Genomic DNA, 25,227 nt, shown 5'->3' with positions numbered 1-25,227 from the left:
TTAGAACCCCTGAGCACTTGCAGTTACCAGTGCCGATTCATCGGCCCGATCGCGAACAATATCGGCGGTCAGTTTGCCGCCGGACATCACCAGAATGCGGTCCGATACCGCCATAATTTCTTTCAGGTCCGAGGTGGAAAACACCACCGCGATACCCTGCTGCGACAGCTGCACCATCATGCGAAACACATCCGCTTTGGCGCCCACGTCAATGCCGCGCGTCGGCTCATCAAGGAACAGCACCTTCGGATTGGTCAGCAGCGAGCGGCCAATCACCACTTTTTGTTGATTGCCGCCGCTGAGCGCCTGGATCTCCACCTCCGGGGTGGAGACCTTGATCGACAGATTGCCAATGGTGCTGGCCACGACCTCCTGCTCCGCTTTCTGCGCAATGGTGAAACCGCGCTGCAAACGTCGCCACAGGCTGGCGATGGTCAGGTTGCTGGCCACCGACGAACCAGGGAAAATCCCGGTTCGTTTGCGGTCTTCCGGCACCAGGCTCATCCCCATGCGGATACGCTCGGCGGTGGTTAAACGCTGCGGCACCGGTTTGCTGTCGAGCCACAGCTTGCCCAGATAGTTGCGCTCGGTGCCGAGCATGCACTCGAACAGCTCGGTACGCCCGGCCCCCATCAGGCCGTAAATACCGACAATCTCCCCGGCGTTCACCTGGAAGCTGACGTCGTTGACCACCGTGTTGCCCGCAGCATTCACGCAGGTGATATGTTCGGCCTCCAGCACCGGTGCGCCAAAGGTGCGGCCCGGCTCGAGGAAATTGCTCACCGGATCGCTACCGAGCATCTCGCGCACAATCCACGGCACGTCGATATCCTCTACCTTCGCCTCGGCCTGGAATTTGCCGTCGCGCAGGATGGTGATCACATCGCCTATCGCCATCAGCTCTTCCAGCCGGTGGGAGATATAGATGATGGTAACCCCCTGGCGGGTCAGCTCGCGGATCACCCGAAACAGGATCTCCACCTCGGTTTTGCTGAGCGCCGAGGTCGGCTCGTCGAGGATCAGGATGTCGGCGTCCTCCGCCAGCGCCTTGGCGATCTCAATCAGCTGCTGCTGCCCCACCTTCAGGTTGCCAACCAGCTCGCGCGGGGAGATGGGCTGATCGAGGCGTTTCAGCAGCGCCGCGGTGCGGTACTCCTGCTCCGCCTCGTTGATCGGCGTCACGCCCTTTTGCAGCTCCCGGCCAAGGAAGACGTTTTCCGCCACGTTGAGGTTCTCAAACAGGTTCAGCTCCTGGTGCACCATGCCAATGCCGTGAGCGGCGGCATCGCGGGTGCTGGAGAACGCCACCTGTTTGCCGTTGAGCCACATCTCGCCAAGGCTGGGCTGTTGCACCCCGGCAAGGATTTTCATCAGCGTCGATTTCCCGGCGCCGTTCTCACCGATAATGACGTTCACTTTGCCGCGCCAGACGCGGTAATCGACCTTATCCAGCGCCACGGTTCCGGGGAACAGCATCGAGATGCCCTGGGTGCTGAGGATAATGTCCTCTGCCGGGTTATCGCTCATCACGGTGCCTCCTGTTTCAGTTCCAGCGCCGCCGCCTCGTTCGCTTTTCCGCCCGTGAGGGTGGTGGCGAACAGCACGGTGGCGTTTTTGCCGCGCCAGCTGTCATCCACTTTGGGCAGATGCTTCACCGCCTCGCGGTTTAAGGCGCGGGAGAGCTGGGCATACTGCACCTGGTTGGTAAATTCATCGAAGCGGAAACCGGCGGCGTCGCGGATGGCGTTACCGCGCATCACCGGGCCGCTCTGGATCTCAAGCGGCTGGCCGTTCACCGTCATCACCAGTTTCTGCTCGTTGGCATTGCTGGCTTCCACGCGCTCCACTTTGCCGCTCAGCCGTACAAAGACGCTCTGCGGCTTGTCAGAGGGCGTTTTCAACTGGGTGGAAAGGGCGCTGGCATCCAGCGCATGATTTTTGGCGGCGTCGAGGATCCGCGGCTGCCAGGTTTGTTGCGCGATCTGCTGGGGTGTCTGGTTGTCAAAGCTGGCTTTGGCGTTGGGATCGGCAGGCATGATTGGCTTGCCGTTCTCATCCAGATCCACCACCGTGCAGGCCGTCAGCAACAGGGCGGCTGCGCCTGTCAGCGCCGCGCCCCATTGTGTTAAACGCATACGGCCTCCGCTTATTTGCTGAGGTTAAACAGGTTCAGCTTGCTGGCATTGGTTTCATCGATCAGCACGCAATCCATCAGCTGCTTCTCGTCTTTTTGCGCTTTGCCGTTTTTCAGGTAGTAATCCGCCTGTTCCACCGCCATCTGCGCCTGCTGCCAGCCCGGTTGCAGGACCGTGGCTTTGATGTTGCCGTTTTTCAGGATCGAGTCGCGGGTGTAGTCGCTGCCGTCAAAGCCGACCACAATCACGTTGTTCTTACCTGCGGCCTTCAGCGCCGCTTCAGCACCCAGCGCCATGGTGTCGTTACCGGAGATCACGCCGACGATATCGGGGTTGGTTTGCAGAATGGCTTCCATACGGGTGAAGGCTTCGGTCTGGCTCCAGTTAGCGGTCTGCTGCGCTACCATCTTCATGTCCGGGTAGTCGTCCAGAACATCGTGGTAACCCTGGGAGCGCACATGGGCGTTGGTGTCCGACGGACGGCCCAGCAGCTCAACGTATTTGCCTTTGCCGTCCAGCAGCTTCACGAACTTCTCTGCACCCAGCTGTGCCCCCTGATAGTTGTTCGACACAATCTGCGCCACCGCAATACCGGTTTTGTTGATTTCACGATCGATCAGGAAGGCAGGGACGCCTGCCGCTTTGGCCTTCTCCAGCGGACCGACGGTGGCATCTGCCCCGGCGTTGTCCAGAATGATCGCTTTCGCTTTACGGGCGATGGCGGTCTCAATCAGCTGGTTTTGTTTGTTCACGTCGTCGTCATGCGAGGCGACAAGCGTGGTGTAACCCAGCTCTTTTGCCTTCGCTGCCGCGCCGTCGGCTTCTGCCTTGAAGAACGGGTTGTCGTGTGAGGGAGTAATAATCGCAATGAGTCCGTTATCGGCGGCAAACAGGGAACCGGAAGCGGCGATCATTGAGGCCAGTAAAGCGGATTTTACAAAGGTCGTGTTCATTCTTTTTCTCCACATTGAATATTTATTCAATAATGATTTATTATTCAATGTAACGATAAGACTGCCTGCTAAAACTGTCTACGGTTTAGGCAGCTAATTTGTTTAAAAGGAGAAAAGGATCACGATCCTGAGCCGTTATGCATCACAGATCAGGGTGATAACCTGTGCGTCGATGCGGCACCAGTGAAGGGTAAATGCCTGATTTTGTACAAAGGGCGGCAGAGGGCAGGTGAGGGTTAAGGTCAGGGTGTCGGACGTAAGCGCCGTCACACGCGCACTCTCGAAGCCCATCCACGTCTGCACCCGGGGGAACAGCGCTTTGAACAGGCTCTCTTTCGCGCTGAAGGCGAGCGTGAAGGCCAGCTCGAAGGGGAGATCGCTCTCCGCGAGCCGTTGAGCCTCCTGGGTATCGACTACGCCGTCCTGAATGTCGCGGGCTTCATTTTCGGCAATGATGGCTTCACAATCGATGCCCACCAGGCTCTTTTCCTGACATATCGCCACCGCCAGCGAACCGCTGTGTGAAATGCTGCCGCAGACACCCGCAGGCCACAGCGGTTCGCCATTGCTGCCGATGCCGGGAAGGGTTTGCCGGTTCAGGGCATGGAACGCGGCAATGCGCCCGGCGAGATGATCGGCTTTACGCTTGCGCCCGGCACTGCTCAGCTGTTCATGATGAGGAAGCCACAGAAGATCGGCCTCGGTAAAGGTCGCGGGATCGAAGGTAATTTGATGGACGGTGCGCCCGGCGAGGAGAAACGTGGAGTACGTGGTTTGCATGAGTTTCCCGGCGCTGAAAAAAGGGCACCTATGTTAACACACGCGCCCGGACGGTTCCCTCTCCCTTGAGGGGAGAGGGATCACCCGTCATTTTCTTACGCTTAATGCAATGAAATAATTACAGAATAATAAAAGATTTACAGCGACTCCCTGGTCCGGCTGAAAATCGACGAAGCGTTTCCGGAAGGCCGGGGCGAGGCGCAGGGACGCGCCGAGAGGGCATAGCCTGCAGGGATGCAGGCTGGTGCCCGACCCGAAAGCCTGGAGGAATAAGCTGAGTGCACCGCGAAGCGGCGATTTTCCTGGCCGGGAGCCGGGGTAGCCAGGGGGGAGGCGGCGAGCCCCCCTGGCACGTTCACGGGTGACGCGGCTGACAGAGAAGTGCAGAACGTAAGGTGAACGGAACCGCCACCTGAGCCGCATGTACCCCTCACCCCAACCCTCTCCCCAAAGGGGAGAGGGAGCCGACTGTGCCAGTATCAGGAGAGGGGGCCGACCGAGCCAATATCAGGAGAGGGGGCCGACTGTGCCAGTATCAGGAGAGGGTGCCGACTGTGCCAGTATCAGGAGAGGGGCCGACTGTGCCAGTATCAGGAGAGGGAGCCGACTGTGCCAGAATCAGGAGAGGGAGCCGTCTGTGCCAGTATCAGGAGAAGGAGCCGACTGTGCCAGTATCAGGAGAGGGTGCCGACTGTGCCAGTATCAGGAGAGGGGCCGACTGCGCCAGTATCAGGAGAGGGAGCCGACCGTGCCAATTTTTGTGTGAGGATCCTTCAGCCCACAGGGAGGTCGCATGTTCCCCCTCACCCCAACCCTCTCCCCAGAGAGGAGAGGGGGCCGACCGAGCCAATATCAGGAGAGGGGGCCAACCGTGCCACTGTTTTTTGCGAGGATCCTTCAAACCTTGACGGACAGGGCGTAAAGCATCAGAACTGCGTATTCACGCTCATATACCAGGTCCGTCCCGGTTCGTTATAGGTATACGCGCCCGCGCCATACATATACGCCCCGGTAGTGGTATTCCCGGTGGTCTGGGCATTACCCGCACGCCACTGACGTTTATCGAAGACGTTATCCACGCCGCCGGTCAGGCTGACGTATTTGGTCACGTCCCAGGTCGCGCTCAGGCCGACGATGCTGTAAGGGCTAACTTCGTCCTTCTCAGAACCACTCACCGGCTGACCTTTGTAGTTGTACTTCTTCGGCTGCTGCTTGCCGTACCAGGTGAAGGTCGACTGCAGCGACACATCCTGCTGTACCTGCCAGCTCAGGGTTGAGTTCAGCGTGTACTCCGGGATGATCGACAGGCGGTCGCCGGTCTCCTTGTTCTTGCTTTGCAGCATGTAAGTTACGTTGTTCGTCCAGTTGATGGTGTCGCTCACCGGCACGTTCAGCGTGCCCTCCAGCCCTTCCACCACCGCTTTCGGCACGTTTTCCCACTGATAGATATCGGTCTGCACTTTACCGGAAGAGGTATGACCCACCGGGGCGTAGCCCGCTTCAATCTTGTCGCGATAGTCGTTACGGAACCAGGTCACGCCCGCCAGCCAGCCGTCGCGTTTCCACTCCAGGCCGATCTCTTTGTTGATGCTGGTTTCGGCTTTCAGATCCTCGTTACCCAGCATATAACAGCCGACGCCGTCCGAACTTGCATAGCAACCCTGGCCTTTGCTGTAGAGCAGGTAGTTCGGGTTGGTCTGATACAGGCTCGGGGCTTTATAGGCCCGGGCGATCCCCATCTTCAGGGTGAAATCATCCCCCAGACCTTGCGACAGGTTCAGGGACGGACTCCAGTTGTTGCCCACGATGGAGTGATGATCGAAGCGCAGCGCCGGGGTCAGCATGGTGCTGTCGGTCAGCTCCATGTTGTTCTCCGCGAACAGGGAGAAGATTTCGGCATCCGAGTACGGGCTGCGGTTGTTGCTCATCCCTGGAATGGCGCCGCCCTGCAAGGTCTGGCCGTTGGAGGACATATCCTTCATCCGCTGCTGATCCCACTCGGTGCCCAGGGTCAGGTTCTGGTTGACGATAAAGTCGATCGGCAGGTTGATTTCGCTGTGCAGCATCACGTCAGACAGGTCGGTATCGGTGAATTTATTGCTATTAAACAGCCCTTCCAGACCGCCTGCCAGCCCTTCGCCCAGACGCGAGTTGCGGGTGTGTTCGTACTGCGCCCAGTTGTTGGTGGTGATGCCATTATCCCAGCCGCCGGTCCAGGTGAGCGCGAAGTTCTGGCGATAGAGACGGTTGGTCTCTTTGCCGTAGTTCTTCTTCACCAGCCCGTTGCTGCTGTTGTCGTTGTTGGTGTTCTGCGTATCGCCTGCGTAAAGGTTGTTCTGACGGCTGTAACCGGCCTCAAACTGCAGGGCCTGCATCGGGGCAAAGTCCCAGCGCAGCACGCCGTTGATGTCTTTGTTCTCGACCCCTTCGCGTCCGGCAGGCAGCGTATCGGCATAGGCACCGGTACGTTCAGACTGATGGCCCTGGTTGATATCCCATGCGTCGGCCTGGGTTTTATCCAGGTTGCCGTACAGGCGGAAGCTGAAATCTCCGCCGAGCGGGCCATTCAGGCTAAAGTTGGTGCGTTTGGTGGAGCCTTCTTCATTGTGCTCAGGGGCGTTCAGATAGGTGTTCCAGGAGCCATGCCACTCGTTGCTGACCTTTTTGGTGATGATATTCACCACGCCGCCCGCTGCGCCGTTACCGTAACGTGCAGCCGCCGGGCCACGGATCACCTCGATGCGCTCGATCATCTCTGGCGGCACCCAGCCGGTATCGCCGCGGGTGTCACGCTCGCCGCGCCAGCCCAGACGGATAGAGTTGCGGCTGGTCACCGGCTTACCGTCAATCAGGATCAGGGTATTTTCAGGACCCATGCCGCGGATATCAATCTGGCGATTGTTGCCGCGCTGGCCGCTGGTGGAGTTACCGGTGAGGTTGACGCCCGGCATGGTGCGGATGATCTCTGACACATCGCGCGCGGCGGGATTTTTACGGATCTCATCCGCGGTGATAGTGGAAACGCCCGGCGCCTGCAGGTTCTGCTCGGCGGCGGTGATCACCATGGTATCTTCGTTAGCCGCGGTATCGGCTGCCATCGCAGGCAGTGCCGCACCGTAAATCCCCAGATTGACCAGTAAGGCCAGTGAGTGAAGCTTGTTATTCATTGTCTGTCCTGCTTTTCAATGCCGCATGCCTCAAGGCTCCGTCCCGAATGGGTGAGGCGGCGGAAGGATATCGCCCGCAGTCTGCGAAAACCTCTCTGTCCTGAGTCAGTACGCAGCGCATGGCATGGTTATTTAATGTGCGCGCTTCCCACAGCGCGCCCATACGCTATTGCAAATGAAAATAGTTATCAATAATATTATCGATATTGTTTATCTTTTATCAAAAAAACCGAACAGGTCATGGGGTTATATCGGTGACGACGCTGGAAACGGGGAGCGATGGCTGGTGGCTGTCGAAGCAGGGGCCGGAATGGGTACGGGAAGACGACCATTATCGGGTGACGTTCTGGTGGCGCGATCCGGCTGGAACCGAGCAGACCTCGCCGCTGAAGCGGGTGTGGATCTACATCACCGGCGTGACCGATCACCACCATAATGCCCGCCCGCAGACGCTGGTGCGCATTGCCGGAACCGATATCTGGCAGTGGCAGGGCGAGTTCAGCCCGACCTGGCGCGGCAGTTACTGTTTTATCCCCTCAACCCTTGAAGATGACTTTGCCGAAGCGGTGTTTGCCACCGATCCGCCGGACCGCATAGCGCTGCGCGAAGGCTGGCGCAAGCTGCTGCCACATGCCGTCGCCGATCCGCTTAACCGCCAGCACTGGCGCGGCGGGCGCGGCCATCCGGTATCAGCGCTTGAGATGCCCGAGGCACCGGTTCAGCCCGGCTGGGATCGACTCGATACCCTTTATCGTCCTCCGCACTGTCTTGCCTGGCAAAGTACCCGTCTCGGCAATACCCGCCGGGTCTGGATCTTCACCACCGGTGAGGATACCTCTCATGAGCGCCCGCTGGCGGTGCTGCTTGACGGCCAGTTCTGGGCCGAAAGCATGCCGGTATGGCCCGCGCTGACGGCGCTGACTGAACAAGGCCAACTGCCGCCTGCCGTTTATGTGTTGATCGATGTGATAGACACCGTCCACCGCAGCCATGAGCTGCCCTGTAACCCCGATTTCTGGCTGGCGGTACAGCAGGAATTACTCCCGGAGGTGCATAAGCTGGCCCCGTTCAGCGACCGCGCCGATCGTACCGTGGTCGCCGGGCAGAGCTTCGGCGGGCTTTCCGCGTTGTATGCCGGGCTGTACTGGCCCGCGCGTTTTGGCTGCGTGCTCAGCCAGTCCGGCTCCTTCTGGTGGCCCCACCGCGGCGGCAAGCAGGACGGCCTGATCCTCGAGCAGCTTAAAAACCACCAACTGTCGGCACAGGGGCTGCGCATCGTCCTTGAGGCGGGGCGACGGGAACCTCTGATTTACCGCGCCTGTCAGGCGCTGTACGCCGAACTACAGCACACCCGGCAGCCGGTTATCTGGCGGCCGGTTGAGGGTGGACATGATGCACTTTGCTGGCGGGGAGGGCTGACGCAGGGGCTGATGACTCTCTGGCAGCCGCTTATTTAATCACGGAGTCTGGTATGGAATTCAGTAACCCCTTCGACGATCCACAGGGTCTGTTCACCCTGGTGCAAAACGCGCAACAGCAGTACAGCCTGTGGCCGCAGCAGTGCGCCTTGCCGGAAGGCTGGCGCGCGGTGTGCGAGCCGCAGTCGCAGGAAGCTTGTCAGCAGTGGCTTGCTGCCCACTGGCAAATGCTGATCCCGGCCCATTTTGCACAGGTGAAACCATGAACGCCTATCCTCTTGTTGCCGCCCAACCGGGTATCTGGATGGCGGAACAGCTTTCCGACCTGCCCAACGCCTGGAGCGTGGCCCACTACGTCGAACTGACCGGCCCGGTTGACGCCCCACTGCTGGCGAAAGCAGTAGCGGCGGGCATGATGCAGGCCGATACCCTGCGCATGCGGTTTACCGAGGACAACGGCGAGATCGCGCAGTGGGTGGACGAGAGCATTATCCTGCCGGAGCCGCAGATCATTGATCTGCGCACGAACCCCAACCCCCATGCCGCGGCGCTGGCGCAGATGCAGGCCGATCTTAACCAGAACCTGCGCGTGGACAGCGGACAACCGCTGGCCTTTCATCTGTTGATTCAGGTGGCAGACAACCGCTGGTACTGGTATCAGCGTTATCACCATTTAGTGGTGGATGGCTTCAGCTTCCCGGCCATTACCCGCCAGATCGTTGCCATCTATCGTGCCTGGTCCAACGGCGAAGCCACGCCGGAGTCGCCTTTTACCCCCTTCGCGGAGGTGGCGGAGGAGTATCAACGCTACCGCGACAGCGAGGCGTATACCCGCGACGGTGCTTTCTGGGCCGAACAGCGCAAGCAGCTTCCACCGCCGGTGTCGCTCTCCAGCGCGCCATTGCCAGGGCGTGCTGCCACGACCGACATTTTGCGCCTGAAGCTGACCGCCGATCGTCACGCCTTTACCCAGCTGGCCACTGCCAGCCAGAGCCAGCGCACTGACCTCGCCCTGGCGCTGGTGGCCCTGTGGCTCGCCCGCCTGACCGGGCGCATGGACTATGCCGCTGGCTTTATCTTTATGCGCCGGATGGGGTCTGCGGCCCTGACGGCCACTGGCCCGGTGCTGAACGTGCTGCCGCTGGCGGTGAACATCAGGGCGCAGGAGACGCTGCCGGAGCTGGCCCAGCGCCTGGCCGGGCAGATGAAAAAGATGCGCCGCCATCAGCGTTACGACGCCGAGCAGATCGTGCGCGACAGCGGGCGCGCCGCCAGCGACGAAGCGCTGTTTGGCCCGGTGTTCAACGTAAAAGTCTTCGACTACCAGTTGGATCTTGCTGGCGTTCAGGCGGTCACTCACACCCTCGCCACCGGCCCGGTCAACGACCTGGAGATGGCACTGTTCCCGGACGAGCAGGGCGGCCTGAGCATTGAGATCCTTGCTAACAAGCAGCGTTATGATGAAGCCACCCTGGTGCGCCACGTCGAGCGCCTGCATGGGCTATTAGCGCAGTTTGCCGCCAATATTGACCTGCGCTGCGGCGAGGCAGAAACGGTGTCTGACGCCGAATATCAGCGGCTGGAGAAGATTAACCAGACTGAGGTGACGCTGCCGCGCACCACCCTGAGCGCGCTGGTGGCGGAGCAGGCGACGAAAACCCCGCACGCGTCAGCGCTGGCCGACGCGCAACACCATCTGACCTACCGCGAGATGCGTGAGCAGGTGGTGGCCCTGGCGAACCAGCTGCGCGCCCGGGGCGTGAAGCCCGGCGACAGCGTGGCGGTGGCGTTACCGCGTTCAGTGTTCCTGACGCTGGCACTGCACGCCATCGTCGAAGCGGGTGCCGCGTGGCTGCCGCTGGACACCGGCTATCCCGACGATCGCCTGCAGATGATGCTGGAGGACGCCAGACCATCCCTGTTGATCACCACGGACGACCAGCGCCCGCGCTTCAGCCATCTGTCGGTGGAGGTGTTTAGTTACAACACACTATTTAGTGCTGAGGGCAGCGAACCGCTCAACCTCAGTGCCCCGGAACAGACCGCCTATATCATCTTTACCTCTGGCTCGACAGGACGGCCAAAAGGGGTGATGGTCGGCCAGACCGCCATCGTCAACCGCCTGCTGTGGATGCAAAATCACTATCCGCTCACCGACGACGACGTGGTGGCGCAAAAAACGCCGTGCAGTTTTGACGTCTCGGTATGGGAGTTCTGGTGGCCCTTTATCGCCGGGGCGAAGCTGGTGATGGCCGAGCCGGAGGCGCACCGCGATCCGCTGGCGATGCAGGCGTTCTTCGCGAAATATGGCGTCACCACCACCCACTTTGTGCCGTCAATGCTGGCGGCTTTTGTCGCCTCGCTGACCCCGGAAAACGCCGCCTGCTGCGCCAGCCTGAAACAGGTGTTCTGCAGCGGTGAAGCCCTGCCGACGTTGCTGTGCCGCGAGTGGGAACACCTTACTCATGTGCCGCTGCATAACCTGTACGGCCCCACCGAGGCGGCAGTGGATGTCAGCTGGTATCCGGCCTTTGGCCCGGAGCTGGCATTGGTTACAGGCAACAGCGTGCCGATTGGCTTCCCGGTGTGGAATACCGGCCTGCGCATTCTGGATGCCATGATGCGCCCGGTGCCGTTCGGCGTGGCGGGGGATCTCTATCTCACCGGCATTCAGCTGGCGCAGGGTTATCTGGGCCGCCCGGATCTGACTGCCAGCCGATTCATCGCTGACCCGTTCGCGCCGGGTGAACGCATGTACCGCACCGGCGATGTGGCCCGCTGGCTGGATAACGGCGCGGTGGAGTATTTAGGCCGCAGCGACGATCAGCTGAAAATTCGCGGTCAGCGTATTGAACTGGGAGAAATCGACCGGGCGATGCTGACCCTGCCCGATGTGGCCCAGGCGGTGACCCATGCCTGCGTTATCAACCAGGCCGCAGACACCGGCGGCGATGCCCGTCAGCTGGTGGGCTATGTGGTATCGGAGTCCGGCCTGCCGCTGGACCGCGATGCGCTGCTGACCATCCTGAAAACGCAGCTGCCACCGCATATGGTGCCGGTGGTGTTATTGCAGTTAAGCGCGCTACCGCTCAGCGCCAACGGCAAGCTGGATCGCAAGGCGCTGCCGCTGCCTGAACTGACGGTGAAAACCCCGGGGCGCGCCCCGGAAAGCGACGCGGAGCAGGCGATTGCGGCAGCGTTTTCTGCCCTGCTGGGCTGTGAGATCAACGACATCGAGGCCGATTTCTTCGCCCTCGGCGGGCACTCGCTGCTGGCGATGCGTCTTGCCGCAAGTTTGAGTCGCCACTTTGCCCGCCAGGTCACGCCTGGTCAGGTCATGGTGGCTTCGACGGTGGGCAAGCTGAGCGCGTTGCTGACGGGTGACATGAGCGATGAGCAGGCGCAGCGTCTGGGCTACGAGACGCTCTTGCCGCTGCGCGAAAGCCACGGCCCGACGCTGTTCTGCTTCCATCCGGCCTCCGGCTTTGCCTGGCAGTTCAGCGTGCTGGCGCGCTACCTCAATCCACGCTGGTCGATCACCGGCATTCAGTCGCCGCGACCAGGGCCGATGGAGCAGTGCGCCACGCTGGATGAGGTGATCGAGCATCATCTGGCGACGCTGCGCGCCCAACAGCCGCACGGGCCTTATTATCTGTTCGGTTATTCCCTCGGCGGCACGCTGGCGCAGGGTATTGCCGCCCGGCTGCGCGCGCAGGGGGAAGCAGTCGCGTTCCTGGGACTGCTGGATACCTGGCCGCCTGAGACGCAAAACTGGCGCGAAAAAGAGGCGAATGGCCTCGATCCTGAAGTATTAGCGGAGATCGAGCGCGAGCGTCAGGCGTTTCTCGCCGCCCAGCAGGGGCAGGCTTCCGGGGAGTTGTTCAGCGCGATAGAGGGCAACTACGCCGATGCGGTACGTCTGCTGACCACGGCGCACAGCTCATCCTTTGACGGTAAAGCGACGCTGTTTGTTGCCGAGCGCACACGAACGATGGATCCGCACCAGGCCTGGGCGCCCTGGGTGGGGGAACTGGAGGTTTATCGCCAGGATTGCGCCCACGTCGATATCATCTCTCCACAGGCGTTTGAACAGATAGGGCCGGTGTTGAAAGGGATATTGGGGTAGCTTATCCCCTCACCCTAACCCTCTCCCCATAGGGGAGAGGGAACAGTACGGAGCCAGTTTTTCGGCCTTGCACTTTGGGGAAGAGGGTGCGGGGCCGGTTTTTCGCCCTCGCCCTTCGGGGAAGAGGGTACGGAGCCGGTTTTTCACCCCCGCCCTTTGGTGAAGAGGGCACGGAGCTGTCTTTTCACCTTCGCCGTTAGGGGAAGAGGGTAGGGGGCCGTCTTTTCATCCTCGCCCTTTGTGGAAGATAGCACGGAGCCATATTTTCACCCTCGCCCCTTTGGGGAGAGGGCCGGGGTGAGGGGGTCAGACCGCACGTTTCCCCAGCGGCACCACCAGCGGTGTGCCCGCCACCGGATCGTCAATAATCATGCAGCGCATCCCGTAGATCCGCTCGATCAATTCCGGAGTGACAATCTCCTTCGGCGCACCCTCCGCCACAATTTTTCCTTCGCGCAGGGCAATCAGATGGGTGGCATAGCGGCAGGCCTGATTGAGGTCATGCAGCACCGCCGCCAGGGTAAAACCCTGGCGGCGGTTCAGGTCGCTCAACAGCTCCAGCAGGTCAATCTGATGGCTGATATCCAGCCAGGTGGTCGGTTCGTCCAGCAGCATAATTGACGTCTCCTGGGCCAGCACCATCGCAATCCACGCCCGCTGACGTTGCCCGCCGGAGAGGGTGTCCACGCTCTGTGCCGCCAGGTCGGTAATACCCGTGGCCTGCATCGCTTTGTTCACCGCCGCTTCGTCCTCTTTACGCCAGCGGGTGAAGAGCGGCTGGTGCGGATAGCGCCCGCGCGCGACCAGCTCCTGCACCGTAATATCCCCCGGCGTCGTGGCGTTTTGCGCCAGCAGTCCGACCCGGCGCGCCACCTCTTTGCTGGCAAAGCGCTGGATCTGTTCGCCATCGAGAAACACGTTGCCGTGCAACGGGGTCATCAGGCGGCTCAGGGTACGCAGCAGCGTCGATTTTCCACAGCCGTTGGGGCCGATAATGGCGGTAAAGTGGCCGTCGGGGATCGCCACCTGCAGATCCTTGGCCACGGTTTTTTTACCGTAGCCGAGGGTCAGATTTTCGCCGCGCAAGCGGGTTGCAGTCTCTGTCATTTCTTGCGGGACTCCTGAACAAGCAAGACGATGAGGTAGATCCCGCCAAGACTGACGGTTACCACCCCCACCGGAAGTTGATACGGCATAAACAGCTGCTGAGCGCAGAGATCGGCGGCCAGCAACAGCAGCGATCCGCACAGCGCCGACTGGGTTAACCCCCAGCGGGCAGTGCCGCTGAGACGCCGCGCGATGTGCGGGGCCACCAGTGCAATAAAGGAGATCGGCCCGGCAATTGCCGTCGCGGCAGCGGTTAACACCACCGCCACCAGCATCAGCATCAGACGCGAGCGCTCGACGCTCACGCCCAGCGCGCAGGCGCTGTCGTCGCCCATCTCCAGCAGGCGCATCCGTTTCACCAGCAGTAAGGCGCAGATAAACATCAGCAGGATCAGCGGGGCAGCGGGCAGGGTTTTGGCCCACGTCAGGCCGTTGAGCGATCCGGCGAACCACAGCCCGGCAGAGAGCGAAGTCTCCAGCGACGCCTGCAACAGCAGCCAGGTGTTAAAGGCCATCAGCATGGCGCGCATACCGATGCCAATGATGATCAGGCGGAAGGTCTCGATGCCATCGCGCCAGGCCAGCGCCCAGACGATGAGGGAGGTGAGAATTCCGCCCGCCATCGCCGCCAGAGTAATGGCCGTCAGATGCTGACCAAACAGCACCATCGCCACCAGCACGCCGCTCCAGGCCCCGGTGTTAAAGCCCATCACATCCGGGCTGCCGAGGGGGTTACGCATCAGCGACTGGAAAATCGCGCCACTGATCCCCAGCGCCGCGCCCACCAGCAACGCCATCATCACCCTCGGCAGTCGCCATTCGGTCACCACCATAGTGATATTGCGCGGCGCACTGCCTGTAAGGGCATTAAAGACCTGAGTAAAATCAAGCGTCACCGCGCCACTGCGCAGGCTAAACACGGCCACGGCGAGGCTGACCAGCATCAGCAGCAGGCAACTGAGCACTAACCGACGGGAAGGGGCCATCACAGGGCACCTCCGCGCTTGCGGCGTACCAGGAAAATCAGCACCGGCGCGCCGATAAAGGCGCTGACCACCGAGACGCGCAGTTCGCCCGGCACCAGCAGACGCCCGATAATGTCGGCAAACAGCAGCAGGGCAGGGGTGGCAAGCAGCGTCACCGGCAGAGACCAGCGGTGATCGGCCCCCACCAGCCAGCGCGCCATGTGCGGCATCATCAGGCCGATAAAGGCAATGGGGCCGACCACCGCCGTGGCGCTGCCGCACAGAACGGTGATGGTCAGTAACCCGGTCAGTTGGGTGCGCGCCACGCGGCTGCCGAGGGCGGTGGCGGTGTCGCTGCCGAGGCTCAGGCTGTTGAGCGCCCGGCTTAACAGCAGTGCCACGGTTGCGGCGATCAGCACCGGCACGCTCACCACCTGTAAGGTTTGCAGGGTGCGGATATCCAGCGAACCCGCCTGCCAGAAGCGCAGCTGATCGTAAACGTCCGGGTTGAGCAGGGCGATACCGTTGGAGAGGCCGTCCAGCACCGCGCCGAGCGCCACACCTGCCAGCGTCAGGCGTACCGGGCTGAGCTGGCCTCCGCCCTGGCTGCCGGTAAAGGCCACCAGCAGCGAGGCGGCAAAGGCGCCGCACAGCGCCATCACCAGCTGTTCACCGGGGGTGGAGAAACCAAACAGCGCTGCGCCCAGCACGATGGCAAAGCTGGCACCGGCGTTAACGCCGAGAATGCCCGGGTCGGCCAGCGGATTGCGGGTCAGGGTTTGCATCAGCGCCCCGGCGAGACCGAGGGCGGCTCCGGCCAGCAGACCGGCGAGGGTACGCGGCAGACGCGCATCCCGCACGATGGTGCAATCGGCGCTTTGACAGGTGGCGGTGAGGGCATCCACCACCACGGAAAACGGCAGCGGTTTCGCACCCACCGACAGGCTGAGGGCGATCGCAAACGTGAGCAATAGCAGTAAACCGGGCACGGCAAGGGCACGTGGCGCGGAAGAGGAGTACGACATAGCAATGTCCATGACTTGATAATGATAGTAATTATCGTTATCTATCTTATTTAGCTATGTTAGCATGTGCGGCCATGGAATTGGTACAAAAGAAACCATTAAGGCTTTGTAATGACCCGACAATCCTGGCTGCTCAATCTGAGCCTGCTGAAGACCCATCCGGCGTTTCGTGCTGTTTTTATTGCCCGTTTTATCTCCATTTTATCCCTTGGTCTGCTCGGCGTGGCCGTTCCGGTCCAAATCCAGGCGATGACCCACTCCAGCTGGCTGGTGGGGCTATCCGTCACCCTGACCGGCGGGGCGATGTTTATTGGCCTGATGGTGGGCGGGGTGCTGGCGGATCGCTACGAGCGTAAAAAGCTGATTCTGCTGGCGCGCGGCACGTGCGGCGTGGGGTTTGTCGGCCTGTGTCTGAACGCGATGCTGCCGGAGCCGTCGTTAATCGCCATTTACCTTCTCGGCCTGTGGGACGGCTTTTTCGCCTCGCTCGGCGTGACGGCGCTGCTGGCGGCGACGCCAGCGCTGGTGGGGCGCGAAAACCTGATGCAGGCCGGGGCCATTACCATGCTGACCGTGCGCCTGGGGTCGGTGATCTCGCCGATGGTGGGAGGGTTATTGCTCGGCACCGGCAACGTGGCCTGGAACTACGGCCTGGCGGCGGCGGGCACGTTTATCACCACCTTAACCCTGCTGCGTCTGCCTTTACTGCCGCCACCGCCGCAGCCGCGTGAACATCCGCTTAAATCCTTGCTGGCGGCGATCCGTTTTCTGTTCAGCAATCCGCTGATTGGCGGTATCGCCCTGCTGGGCGGGTTACTGACGATGGCGAGCGCGGTGCGGGTACTCTATCCGGCGCTGGCGATGGAGTGGCAGATGAGCGTGTCGCAGATTGGTCTGCTGTATGCCGCCATCCCTCTGGGGGCGGCCTTTGGTGCCCTGACCAGCGGCAATCTGGCGCAGAGTGCCCGTCCAGGGTTGATTATGCTGCTGGCGACCCTGGCCTCGTTTATTGCGATTGGCTTCTTCAGCCTGATGCCGGTCTGGGCGCTGGGGGTGATCTGTCTGGCCCTGTTCGGCTGGCTGAGTGCGGTCAGCTCGCTGCTGCAATACACCCTGATTCAGACCCAAACCCCGGAAGCGATGCTCGGGCGCATCAACGGCCTGTGGACGGCGCAGAACGTGACGGGGGATGCGATTGGTGCCGCCATTCTGGGCGGGCTGGGGGTGATCATGACCCCGGTGGCGTCGGCCAGCAGCAGCGGATTTGTGCTGGCCATCGTCGGGGCGATGTTGTTGGTGGTGTTAGCCGAGTTGCGCCGGTTCCGGCAGGCGCCCGTTTTAAACGACAGTGCGGTCTGATGCCTGCTCCCTGACATTCACCCACAGAGCTGAGGTATCCCAAGTCATTTTATTGCCCTTACAGCAATGAAATAATCACAGTATTTTAAACGACTTATAGCGACTCCGCTGTCCGGCTGAAAATCGACGAAGCGTTTCCGTAAGGCCGGGGCGAGGCGCAGGGACGCGCCGAGAGGGCATAGCCTGCATGGATGCAGGCTGGTGCCCGACCCGAAAGCCTGAAGGAATAAGCTGAGTGCACCGCGAAGCGGCGATTTTCTTTGCCGGGAGCCGGGGTAGCCAGGGGGGAGGCGGCGAGCCCCCCTGGCACGTTCACGGGTGACGCGCCTGACAGAGAAGTGCAGAACGTAAGGTGAACGGAACCGCCACCTGAGTCGCATGTTCCCCTCACCCCAGCCCTCTCCCCAAAGAGGAGAGGGGGCCGACCGTGCCAATATCGGGAGAGGGGGCCGACCGGGCCCATTTTTTTGACGGAACCGCCACCTGAGTCGCATGTTCCCCTCACCCCAACCCTCTCCCCAAAGAGGAGAGGGGGCCGGCCGTGCCAATAGCAGGAGAGGAAGCCGACCGTGCCCATTTTTTTGTAGGGATCCCTCAGCCCACAGGGAGGTCGCATGTTCCCCCTCACCCCAACCCTCTCCCCAAAGAGGAGAGGGGGCCGAGCGTGCCAATATCAGGAGAGGGAGCCGACCGTGCCAATATCAGGAGAGGGAGCCGACCGTGCCCATTTTTTTGTAGGGATCCCACAGCCCACAGGGAGGTCGCATGTTCCCCCTCACCCCAACCCTCTCCCCAAAGAGGAGAGGGGGCCGACCGTGCCAATATCAGGAGAGGGAGGCGGTCTGTGCCCTTACTTAAACAACCCCTCTAAACGATCCAGCACCCGCATCGCACTGTAGTAATCCAGTCGGAATGTCTCTGTCCCCAGCGCCCAGACGCGTTTGTTTTGTACCGCCGGCAGATGGGCCAGCAGCGGGTTGGCGTAGATAGCATCCACATCCTTCTGACCCCCGGCAAACAGGAACAGCCCTTCGCCGTTCAGCCCGGTCGCCAGGTTTTCTCCCCCTAACTGCACAATGTCGTGGCGCTTGCCCTGGCTCTGCGAGGCGTTCAGCCCGGCGGGCAGGGGGGCCAGAGAGAAGCCCAGCTGTTGCAGCAGCTTGCCCTGGGCCGACTCGGCGGTCCACAGGTTGGCGCTGTGAGCCGCAGCGGTGTAGACGATGGCATTCACCGGCTGCGGCGGCTGTTTCAGCTGCTGCTTCACCCGGGTGAGCTGTTTATCAAATTCGGCAATCCGCGCCGCGGCCTGTTTCTCCTGGCCGGTAATGGTGCCCAGTTGGGTCAGCAGCGCCTGCCAGCTTTTATCGTCGTAGTTGATGAGCAGCGTCGGGGCGATGGCTGACAGCTGATCGTACAGCGCCAGGGCTGAATCTCCTCCGGTGGCGCTGACCAGGATCAGATCCGGCATCTGGGCGGCTACGGCTTCTGCGCTCGGCTCGCCAATATACAGGCGCGCAAGCTTACGCTGTTTTGCCACCTCGCCCCACTGGCGCAAAAAGCCCTGATCGTCGGCCACCCGATTGTTTGGCGTCGTGGCTCCGCTGGCGATCACCGGGGCATCAATCGCCAGCAGCGAGCCGGTAAGGGTCACGCTGGTGGAGACAATCCGCGTCGGTTTGCTCTCAAGCGTGTGGGTTCCGTGGCTGTCCGTGACCTGACGCGGCCAGTCGGCGGCGAGCGCTGAGGTTAATCCTGAAATTAAAAGTCCGGTTAAAAGCAGGGTGTTACGACAAACAGCGGGCAGTTTCACTAAGGGGCATCCTGTTTTTGTTGAAGTTAATGCTTCTCATTTTCATAAATGCACCGCAGGGATGCAAGCGATAGTCGCACAAGTTGCGCGCTCATCGGTTGACACCATCGCGCTCTGGGATTAGGTTAGCCAGCGAAAATATAAATGATAATAATTCTTACTGCTTTTATCATTTCAGGAGGATGATATGGATACGTCACTGGCTGAGGACATTCAGCACAACGCGACCCGGCTGCAAAAAGACAGCTTCTTTTTTATGTCGCCTTATCGCAGTTTTACCACCTCGGGTTGTTTTCGCCGTTTTTCCACCCCTGCCGTGGGCGGCGACGATCCGGCAAGCCCCTTCCAGCAACAGCTTGCCCAGGCCTTTGCCGATGCCAAAGCCGCCGGGATTGCTAACCCGGTGATGGTAGGGGCGATCCCCTTTGATACCCGTCAGCCGTCGTCGCTGTTCATTCCGCAAACATCGCAAAATTTTGCCCGTCCGGCACGCCAGCAGTCTGCCCGTTATGCGACCCAGACGCCGCCGCTGACGGTGAAATCCCGCACCGAGATCCCGGCCCAGTTAGCCTTTGAAGAGATGGTGGCCCGCGCCGCCGCCCTGACGGCGACGCCGCGCGTGAATAAAGTGGTGCTGTCGCGCCTGATCGACATCGCCACCGAAGAGAACCTCGACAGCAGCGTGCTGCTGGAAAAACTGATTGCCCAGAACCCGGCCAGCTTTAACTTCCACGTCCCGCTGGAGGATGGCGGGGTACTGCTTGGCGCCAGCCCGGAACTGCTGCTGCGTAAAGAGGGGGCTCACTTTAGCTCCCTGCCGCTGGCCGGTTCCGCGCGTCGTCAGCCGGACGATATGCTCGATCGTGAGGCGGGCAACAAGCTGCTGGCTTCGGCAAAAGATCGTCATGAACATGACCTGGTTACCCAGGCGATGAAGGCGGTGCTCGCCCCGCGCAGCCACCAGCTGACTATGCCCGCTTCGCCGCAGTTAGTGACCACCCCGACCCTGTGGCACCTCGCTACCCCGGTAGAGGGCGAAGCGCGTGAAGATGAAAACGCCCTGACCCTGGCCTGTCTGCTGCACCCGACCCCGGCCCTGAGCGGCTTCCCGCACCAGGCGGCGAAAGCGTTGATTGCCGAGCTGGAGCCGTTCGACCGTGAACTCTTCGGCGGAATCGTCGGCTGGTGCGACAGCGAAGGCAACGGCGAGTGGGTGGTGACTATCCGCTGCGCGCGCCTTCACGCCAACCGCGTGCGCCTGTTTGCCGGTGCCGGGATTGTGCCTGCCTCCTCACCGGTTGCCGAGTGGCGCGAAACCGGCGTCAAACTGACCACCATGCTCAATGTTTTTGGCTTGCATTAAGGATTAATCATGACCCTTCCCTTTACCCGCTGGCCCGACGACTTCGCCCGTCGCTATCGTGAAAAAGGTTATTGGCAGGATCTGCCCCTGACGGACATTCTGACCCGCCACGCTGACAGCGATGCGCTGGCGATTATCGACGGCGAACGCCGCTTGACGTACCGCCAGTTCCAGCAGTCCGTCAATAACCTCGCGGCAGCGTTGCAGGCGCAGGGGATCCAGCGGGGTGAAACCGCTCTGGTGCAGTTGGGTAACGTCGCGGAGTTCTACATCACCTTTTTCGCGCTGTTGCAGGTGGGCGTGGCCCCGGTGAATGCGCTCTTTAGCCACCAGCGCAGCGAACTGAACGCCTACGCCACCCAGATTGAACCGACGCTGCTGATTGCTGACCGCGCCCATGGCCTGTTTGCTGGCGACGATTTCCTTAACACCTTCAGGGATCAGCACCCCTCCGTGCGCGTGGCGCTGCTGCGCGGCGAAGGGCTGGAAGCGGCCATTGCCCGTCCGGCAGAAAACTTTATCGCCAGCCCGACTCCGGCCGACGAGGTCGCGTTCTTCCAGCTTTCTGGCGGCAGTACCGGCACGCCGAAGCTGATCCCGCGCACCCATAACGACTATTACTACAGCATTCGCCGCAGCAACGAGATCTGCGGCATCACCGCGGATACCCGCTACCTGAACGCGCTGCCTGCTGCCCACAACTTTGCGATGAGTTCCCCCGGCTCGTTGGGGATCTTTATGGCCGGTGGCTGCGTGGTATTGGCGCACGATCCGAGCGCCACGCTCTGCTTCCCGCTGATTGAAGAGCATCGCATCACCGTCACCTCGCTGGTGCCGCCAGCGGTCAGCCTGTGGCTGCAGGCCATTACCGAAGGCGCAGGCAATGCCCAACTGGCGTCGCTGCAACTGTTGCAGGTGGGCGGGGCGCGGCTTTCTGCCACGCTGGCTGCCCGCATTCCGGCAGAGATGGGCTGCCAACTCCAGCAGGTCTTTGGGATGGCGGAAGGGCTGGTGAACTACACCGCCCTGGATGACACCCCGGAACGCATCATGAATACCCAGGGCCGTCCGATGTGCCCGGATGATGAAGTGTGGGTAGCCGATGAGAACGGTAATCCGCTGCCGCGCGGCGAGGTCGGGCGTCTGATGACCCGCGGGCCGTACACCTTCCGCGGCTACTACAAAAGCCCGGAGCACAACGCCAGCGCCTTTGACGCGAACGGCTTTTACTGCTCCGGGGATCTGATCGCCATTGACGAGCAGGGTTACATCACCGTGCAGGGGCGCGAGAAAGATCAGATCAACCGCGGCGGGGAGAAGATCGCCGCCGAAGAGGTGGAAAACCTGCTCCTGCGCCACGAGGCGGTGATCCACGCCGCGCTGGTCAGCATGGAGGACAGCCTGCTGGGCGAGAAGAGCTGCGCGTATCTGGTGGTGAAACAGCCCCTGCGTGCAGTTGACGTGCGCCGCTTCCTGCGCGAGCAGGGCGTGGCTGAATTCAAACTGCCGGATCGCGTGGAGTGCCTGGACGCACTGCCGCTGACGCCGGTAGGCAAAGTCGATAAAAAACAATTACGCCTGTGGCTGGCCGAACGGGCGCAGGGCTAAGGAGCGAACGATGGCAATTCCAAAATTAACCGGTTATGCGCTGCCAGGCGCGGCAGATCTGCCCAGCAATAAAGTGAGCTGGACCATGGAGCCCGCGCGCGCCGCGCTGCTGATCCACGATATGCAGGAGTATTTTCTTAACTTCTGGGGCGATAACTGTCCGATGATGGCGCAGGTGGTGGCGAACATCGCCCGTCTGCGCGACTACTGCAAGCAGCAGGGGATCCCGGTCTATTACACCGCCCAGCCGAAAGAGCAGAGCGATGAAGACCGCGCTCTGCTGAACGACATGTGGGGACCGGGCCTGACCCGTTCCCCGGAGCAGCAGCGCATTGTCGCTGAACTGACCCCGGACGAAGCAGACACCGTGCTGGTGAAGTGGCGCTACAGCGCGTTTCACCGCTCGCCGCTGGAGCAGATGCTGAAAGAGAGCGGGCGCGACCAGTTGATCATCACCGGCGTGTATGCCCACATCGGCTGCATGACCACTGCGACCGACGCCTTTATGCGCGACATCCAGCCGTTCTTCGTCGCCGATGCGCTGGCGGATTTCACCCGGGATGAGCATCTGATGTCGCTCAAGTACGTGGCCGGTCGTTCCGGGCGCGTGGTGACCACCGACGAACTGCTGCCGTCAGTGCCCGCCAGTAAAGCGGCGCTGCGCGAGGCGATCCTGCCCCTGCTGGACGAGTCCGACGAACCGATGGATGACGAAAACCTGATCGACTACGGTCTGGATTCGGTACGCATGATGGCCCTGGCGGCGCGCTGGCGCAAAGTGCATGGCGATATCGACTTTGTGATGCTGGCGAAAAACCCGACGCTGGATGCCTGGTGGGCGCTGCTCTCCCGCGAGGTGAAATAATGGCTACGTTCGATTTTGCGGGGAAAACCGTCTGGGTGACCGGGGCCGGGAAAGGCATCGGTTACGCCACCGCGGTGGCGTTCGCAGAGGCGGGCGCCCGGGTGACGGGCTTTGACGTGGCCTTCCCGCAGGCGAGCTATCCCTTTACCACCGAAGTGCTGAACGTAGCGGACGCTGCGCAGGTGAGCGAGGTCTGCGGGCGTTTGCTGGCTTCGGTCGATCGTCTGGATGTGCTGGTGAATGCAGCAGGGATCCTGCGGATGGGGGCGACTGACCAGCTCTCGCAGGACGACTGGCAGCAGACCTTCGCGGTCAACGTTGGCGGGGCGTTTAACCTGTTCCAGCAGACGATGGGGCAGTTCCGCCGTCAGCAGGGCGGGGCGATTGTCACCGTGGCCTCCGACGCGGCACACACTCCGCGCCTCGGGATGAGCGCCTACGGGGCATCGAAAGCGGCGCTGAAAAGCCTGGCCCTGACCGTCGGCCTTGAGCTGGCGGGCAGCGGCGTGCGCTGTAATCTGGTGTCGCCGGGGTCCACCGACACCGACATGCAGCGCACCCTGTGGGTGAGCGATGACGCCGAGCAGCAGCGTATCCGCGGCTTTGGCGAGCAGTTCAAGCTCGGCATTCCGCTGGGTAAAATCGCCCGTCCTGAGGAGATTGCCAGCACCGTACTGTTCCTCGCTTCCGACCTCGCCAGCCATATCACCTTGCAGGATATCGTGGTGGATGGCGGCTCGACGCTGGGGGCCTAGATGATCTGGAAACGACATCTGTCGCTGGAGGAATTAAACCGCTCCAGCCTGAACACCATGGTGGCGCATCTGGGGATCGTCTACACCCGGATTGGCGACGACACCCTCGAAGCCGAGATGCCGGTGGATGCCCGCACCCATCAGCCGTTTGGCCTGCTCCACGGCGGCGCATCGGCGGCGCTGGCGGAGACGCTGGGGTCGATGGCCGGATTCCTGATGACCCGCGATGGGCAGAGCGTGGTGGGCACGGAGCTGAACGCGACGCACCATCGTGCGGTGTCGCAGGGAAAGGTGCGCGGCGTGTGCCAGCCGCTGCATCTGGGGCGTACCAGCCAGAGCTGGGAGATCGTGGTGTATGACGAGCAGGGAAGACGGTGCTGTACCTGTCGGTTGAGTACGATGGTGCTGGGGTGAGGGAGGCGGAGTTGCCCCTCACCCTAACCCTCTCCCCGGAGGGGAGAGGGAATAGATCTGAGCACTGTTCTCCCCCTCTTCCCTGTGGGGATAGGGGAGAGATCTGAGCACTGTTTTCCCCCTCTCCCCTACGGGGATAGGGGAGAGATCTGAGCACTGTTTTCCCCTCTCCCCTGCGGGGATGGGGGAGAGAACTGAGCACTGTTTTCCCCCTCTCCCCTGCGGGGAGAGGGCCGGGGTGAGGGGGAAATGCGCTTACAGCATCGACACAATCCGCTTCAGCAACCGGATCCGCGGCGCGATCGACGCCTTATCCAGCCACTCCGCCGGGCTGTGGAAGCCCGCGCCAATCGGCCCTAAGCCGTCGAGCGTTGGGATGCCGAGCGCGGCAGTGTGGTTGGCATCGCTGCCGCCACCCACCGCCTGCCAGGTGATGGCGATATCCTCTTCTTTCCCGGCTTTCTCAACGAGCTGCATCAGTCCCTGCGTGGCTTCACTCGCTGCCATGGCGGGCTTGTGGTTGACGCGCGTCAGCGAGGTGGTAACGCCCTCTAAAAATCCTTTTTCACACAGGGCTTCCAGCGCCTGATTGACCCGGTCGTACTCGTCGTTTTCCCAGAAACGCACGTCGAGTTCGGCAACGGCGCTATCCGCCACCACGTTGGCCGCGCTGCCGCCGTGAATCACGCCGACGTTCAGCGTGGTGCCGCGATCCCAGTCGGTGAGCGCGTTAATGGCGGTCACAGCATGCGCCAGGGCGTTAATCGCCGAGCGGCCTTTTTCCGGATCGTTACCCGCGTGCGCCGCCACGCCGCTAAAGGTGAGGTGGTAGCCCGCCATGCCTTTGCGCGCTTTGACCAGGGAACCGTCGGCACGTGCCGCTTCACACACCAGCACGCAGCGGGCGCGTTTAGCCAGTTCGCCAATCCATTCGTGGGAGTAGACCGAGCCGGTCTCTTCGTCCGGGTTCATAGCCACGGCAATCGCCAGGCGATCCTTATCCGCCGCGTCCAGCCCGCGCATCGCCCAGAGGATGTTCAGCAATCCACTTTTCATGTCGGAGACGCCAGGGCCGTACAGGCGAGTATCGTCTTCACTCAGCGGACGTTCGGCTACGGTGCCGGGGGCAAAGACGGTATCGAGGTGGCCCACCAGCAGAACGTCAAACTGCTCTGCGTGCGGCTTATTGCTGACGAAGACGCCGGGGCCGACGTTATCACCCAAATTAACCTGCTCGGTGTGCCAGCCTTCGCGTTGCCACAGCGTCTGCATGATGCCTGCGACGGTGGCGACGCCTGCGATGGTCTGGGTGCCGCAGTCTACGTTCACCAGGGTTTTGAGTTCTTCAATATAGTGGTCAAGATTCATGGTTACGTC

At 61.5% G+C, this 25,227-nt stretch carries 19 protein-coding genes; 9 read left to right on the top strand and 10 right to left on the bottom strand.

Annotated features, from left to right (window positions below):
- The 5 genes from ABIE02_RS16320 to ABIE02_RS16300 form a co-directional block, all read right to left on the bottom strand.
- Entirely contained in the window at positions 1 to 1,527 is a 1,527-nt protein-coding gene (locus tag ABIE02_RS16320; protein ID WP_336994781.1) for a sugar ABC transporter ATP-binding protein, read from the bottom strand.
- Complete coding sequence (locus tag ABIE02_RS16315) at positions 1,527 to 2,135, bottom strand: DUF2291 family protein (protein ID WP_059308547.1); 609 nt, start codon at positions 2,133 to 2,135, stop codon at positions 1,527 to 1,529. The genes ABIE02_RS16320 and ABIE02_RS16315 overlap by 1 nt, the downstream gene beginning before the upstream one ends.
- Before the next feature lie 11 nt (positions 2,136 to 2,146).
- Positions 2,147 to 3,088 carry a D-ribose ABC transporter substrate-binding protein gene (locus ABIE02_RS16310; RefSeq protein ID WP_032616973.1) on the bottom strand — a complete coding sequence of 314 codons (942 nt, stop codon included), beginning with the start codon at positions 3,086 to 3,088 and terminating at the stop codon, positions 2,147 to 2,149.
- A gap of 135 nt (positions 3,089 to 3,223) precedes the next feature.
- The gene (gene entD / locus ABIE02_RS16305) at positions 3,224 to 3,868 is read right to left on the bottom strand and encodes an enterobactin synthase subunit EntD (RefSeq protein ID WP_336994780.1); all 645 of its coding nucleotides are present in this window, start codon (positions 3,866 to 3,868) and stop codon (positions 3,224 to 3,226) included.
- Between the two features lie 926 nt (positions 3,869 to 4,794).
- Positions 4,795 to 7,035 carry a TonB-dependent siderophore receptor gene (locus ABIE02_RS16300; protein WP_032616976.1) on the bottom strand — a complete coding sequence of 747 codons (2,241 nt, stop codon included), beginning with the start codon at positions 7,033 to 7,035 and terminating at the stop codon, positions 4,795 to 4,797.
- Between the two features lie 254 nt (positions 7,036 to 7,289).
- On the opposite strand from ABIE02_RS16300, the gene fes reads away from it, so the two are divergent.
- Genes fes through entF form a run of 3 tightly spaced genes read left to right on the top strand, consistent with a single transcriptional unit; the run spans position 7,290 to position 12,579 of the window.
- A complete protein-coding gene (fes, locus tag ABIE02_RS16295; protein WP_336994779.1) occupies positions 7,290 to 8,492 on the top strand; it encodes an enterochelin esterase in 1,203 nt (400 codons plus the stop codon).
- 14 nt (positions 8,493 to 8,506) lie between these two features.
- Positions 8,507 to 8,719: an MbtH family protein gene (locus ABIE02_RS16290; protein WP_336994778.1), complete on the top strand. Its 213-nt coding sequence runs from the start codon at positions 8,507 to 8,509 to the stop codon at positions 8,717 to 8,719.
- The gene (gene entF, locus ABIE02_RS16285; protein ID WP_336994777.1) at positions 8,716 to 12,579 is read left to right on the top strand and encodes an enterobactin non-ribosomal peptide synthetase EntF; all 3,864 of its coding nucleotides are present in this window, start codon (positions 8,716 to 8,718) and stop codon (positions 12,577 to 12,579) included. Before ABIE02_RS16290 ends, entF begins: the two co-directional genes overlap by 4 nt.
- Positions 12,580 to 12,885: 306 nt before the next feature.
- Here the strand turns inward: entF and fepC are convergent, their stop codons facing one another.
- The 3 genes from fepC to fepD are packed head-to-tail and all read right to left on the bottom strand — an operon-like array spanning position 12,886 to position 15,676.
- A complete protein-coding gene (fepC, locus tag ABIE02_RS16280) occupies positions 12,886 to 13,686 on the bottom strand; it encodes an iron-enterobactin ABC transporter ATP-binding protein (RefSeq protein ID WP_336994776.1) in 801 nt (266 codons plus the stop codon).
- The gene (gene fepG, locus ABIE02_RS16275; protein WP_059308542.1) at positions 13,683 to 14,672 is read right to left on the bottom strand and encodes an iron-enterobactin ABC transporter permease; all 990 of its coding nucleotides are present in this window, start codon (positions 14,670 to 14,672) and stop codon (positions 13,683 to 13,685) included. The genes fepC and fepG overlap by 4 nt, the downstream gene beginning before the upstream one ends.
- Positions 14,672 to 15,676 (bottom strand): Fe(3+)-siderophore ABC transporter permease, encoded by a 1,005-nt coding sequence (gene fepD, locus ABIE02_RS16270; protein WP_032616982.1) that lies wholly within the window; start codon positions 15,674 to 15,676, stop codon positions 14,672 to 14,674. The genes fepG and fepD overlap by 1 nt, the downstream gene beginning before the upstream one ends.
- A gap of 111 nt (positions 15,677 to 15,787) precedes the next feature.
- On the opposite strand from fepD, the gene entS reads away from it, so the two are divergent.
- A complete protein-coding gene (gene entS / locus ABIE02_RS16265) occupies positions 15,788 to 17,035 on the top strand; it encodes an enterobactin transporter EntS (protein ID WP_148569776.1) in 1,248 nt (415 codons plus the stop codon).
- A gap of 850 nt (positions 17,036 to 17,885) precedes the next feature.
- Here entS and fepB read toward each other — a convergent pair.
- The gene (fepB, locus tag ABIE02_RS16260; RefSeq protein ID WP_103791891.1) at positions 17,886 to 18,845 is read right to left on the bottom strand and encodes a Fe2+-enterobactin ABC transporter substrate-binding protein; all 960 of its coding nucleotides are present in this window, start codon (positions 18,843 to 18,845) and stop codon (positions 17,886 to 17,888) included.
- Between the two features lie 187 nt (positions 18,846 to 19,032).
- Between fepB and entC the strand changes: the two genes are divergently transcribed.
- The 5 genes from entC to entH are packed head-to-tail and all read left to right on the top strand — an operon-like array spanning position 19,033 to position 23,850.
- Positions 19,033 to 20,208, top strand: coding sequence for an isochorismate synthase EntC (gene entC, locus ABIE02_RS16255; protein WP_077227982.1), 1,176 nt, complete (start codon positions 19,033 to 19,035; stop codon positions 20,206 to 20,208).
- 9 nt (positions 20,209 to 20,217) lie between these two features.
- Positions 20,218 to 21,816 carry a (2,3-dihydroxybenzoyl)adenylate synthase EntE gene (gene entE / locus ABIE02_RS16250; protein ID WP_130589177.1) on the top strand — a complete coding sequence of 533 codons (1,599 nt, stop codon included), beginning with the start codon at positions 20,218 to 20,220 and terminating at the stop codon, positions 21,814 to 21,816.
- Between the two features lie 10 nt (positions 21,817 to 21,826).
- Positions 21,827 to 22,681, top strand: a complete 855-nt coding sequence (locus ABIE02_RS16245; protein WP_059308538.1) for an isochorismatase — start codon at positions 21,827 to 21,829, stop codon at positions 22,679 to 22,681.
- Positions 22,681 to 23,436 (top strand): 2,3-dihydro-2,3-dihydroxybenzoate dehydrogenase EntA, encoded by a 756-nt coding sequence (entA, locus tag ABIE02_RS16240; RefSeq protein WP_032616988.1) that lies wholly within the window; start codon positions 22,681 to 22,683, stop codon positions 23,434 to 23,436. The genes ABIE02_RS16245 and entA overlap by 1 nt, the downstream gene beginning before the upstream one ends.
- Complete coding sequence (gene entH, locus ABIE02_RS16235) at positions 23,437 to 23,850, top strand: proofreading thioesterase EntH (RefSeq protein ID WP_032616989.1); 414 nt, start codon at positions 23,437 to 23,439, stop codon at positions 23,848 to 23,850.
- A 255-nt stretch (positions 23,851 to 24,105) separates the two neighbouring features.
- On the opposite strand, the gene ABIE02_RS16230 is transcribed toward entH, so the two are convergent.
- Complete coding sequence (locus ABIE02_RS16230; RefSeq protein WP_270736398.1) at positions 24,106 to 25,218, bottom strand: M20 family metallopeptidase; 1,113 nt, start codon at positions 25,216 to 25,218, stop codon at positions 24,106 to 24,108.
- Between the last annotated feature and the right edge of the window lie 9 nt (positions 25,219 to 25,227).

The sequence above is a fragment of the Leclercia sp. 1548 genome (assembly GCF_050435045.1).
Taxonomy (GTDB): Bacteria; Pseudomonadota; Gammaproteobacteria; order Enterobacterales; family Enterobacteriaceae; genus Enterobacter; species Enterobacter adecarboxylatus.
The sequence above is the reverse complement of the archived record's forward strand: the minus strand, read 5'-3'. Positions and strand labels throughout refer to the sequence as shown.

Excerpts from the sequence above, each read along its gene's own strand:
- ABIE02_RS16320 (WP_336994781.1), bottom strand. The coding sequence starts at position 1,527 with ATGAGCGATAACCCGGCAGAGGACATTATCCTCAGCACCCAGGGCATC.
- ABIE02_RS16315 (WP_059308547.1), bottom strand. The coding sequence starts at position 2,135 with ATGCGTTTAACACAATGGGGCGCGGCGCTGACAGGCGCAGCCGCCCTG.
- ABIE02_RS16310 (WP_032616973.1), bottom strand. The coding sequence starts at position 3,088 with ATGAACACGACCTTTGTAAAATCCGCTTTACTGGCCTCAATGATCGCC.
- entD (WP_336994780.1), bottom strand. The coding sequence starts at position 3,868 with ATGCAAACCACGTACTCCACGTTTCTCCTCGCCGGGCGCACCGTCCAT.
- ABIE02_RS16300 (WP_032616976.1), bottom strand. The coding sequence starts at position 7,035 with ATGAATAACAAGCTTCACTCACTGGCCTTACTGGTCAATCTGGGGATT.
- ABIE02_RS16290 (WP_336994778.1), top strand. The coding sequence starts at position 8,507 with ATGGAATTCAGTAACCCCTTCGACGATCCACAGGGTCTGTTCACCCTG.
- entF (WP_336994777.1), top strand. The coding sequence starts at position 8,716 with ATGAACGCCTATCCTCTTGTTGCCGCCCAACCGGGTATCTGGATGGCG.
- fepC (WP_336994776.1), bottom strand. The coding sequence starts at position 13,686 with ATGACAGAGACTGCAACCCGCTTGCGCGGCGAAAATCTGACCCTCGGC.
- fepG (WP_059308542.1), bottom strand. The coding sequence starts at position 14,672 with ATGGCCCCTTCCCGTCGGTTAGTGCTCAGTTGCCTGCTGCTGATGCTG.
- fepD (WP_032616982.1), bottom strand. The coding sequence starts at position 15,676 with ATGTCGTACTCCTCTTCCGCGCCACGTGCCCTTGCCGTGCCCGGTTTA.
- entS (WP_148569776.1), top strand. The coding sequence starts at position 15,788 with ATGACCCGACAATCCTGGCTGCTCAATCTGAGCCTGCTGAAGACCCAT.
- entC (WP_077227982.1), top strand. The coding sequence starts at position 19,033 with ATGGATACGTCACTGGCTGAGGACATTCAGCACAACGCGACCCGGCTG.
- entE (WP_130589177.1), top strand. The coding sequence starts at position 20,218 with ATGACCCTTCCCTTTACCCGCTGGCCCGACGACTTCGCCCGTCGCTAT.
- ABIE02_RS16245 (WP_059308538.1), top strand. The coding sequence starts at position 21,827 with ATGGCAATTCCAAAATTAACCGGTTATGCGCTGCCAGGCGCGGCAGAT.
- entA (WP_032616988.1), top strand. The coding sequence starts at position 22,681 with ATGGCTACGTTCGATTTTGCGGGGAAAACCGTCTGGGTGACCGGGGCC.
- entH (WP_032616989.1), top strand. The coding sequence starts at position 23,437 with ATGATCTGGAAACGACATCTGTCGCTGGAGGAATTAAACCGCTCCAGC.
- ABIE02_RS16230 (WP_270736398.1), bottom strand. The coding sequence starts at position 25,218 with ATGAATCTTGACCACTATATTGAAGAACTCAAAACCCTGGTGAACGTA.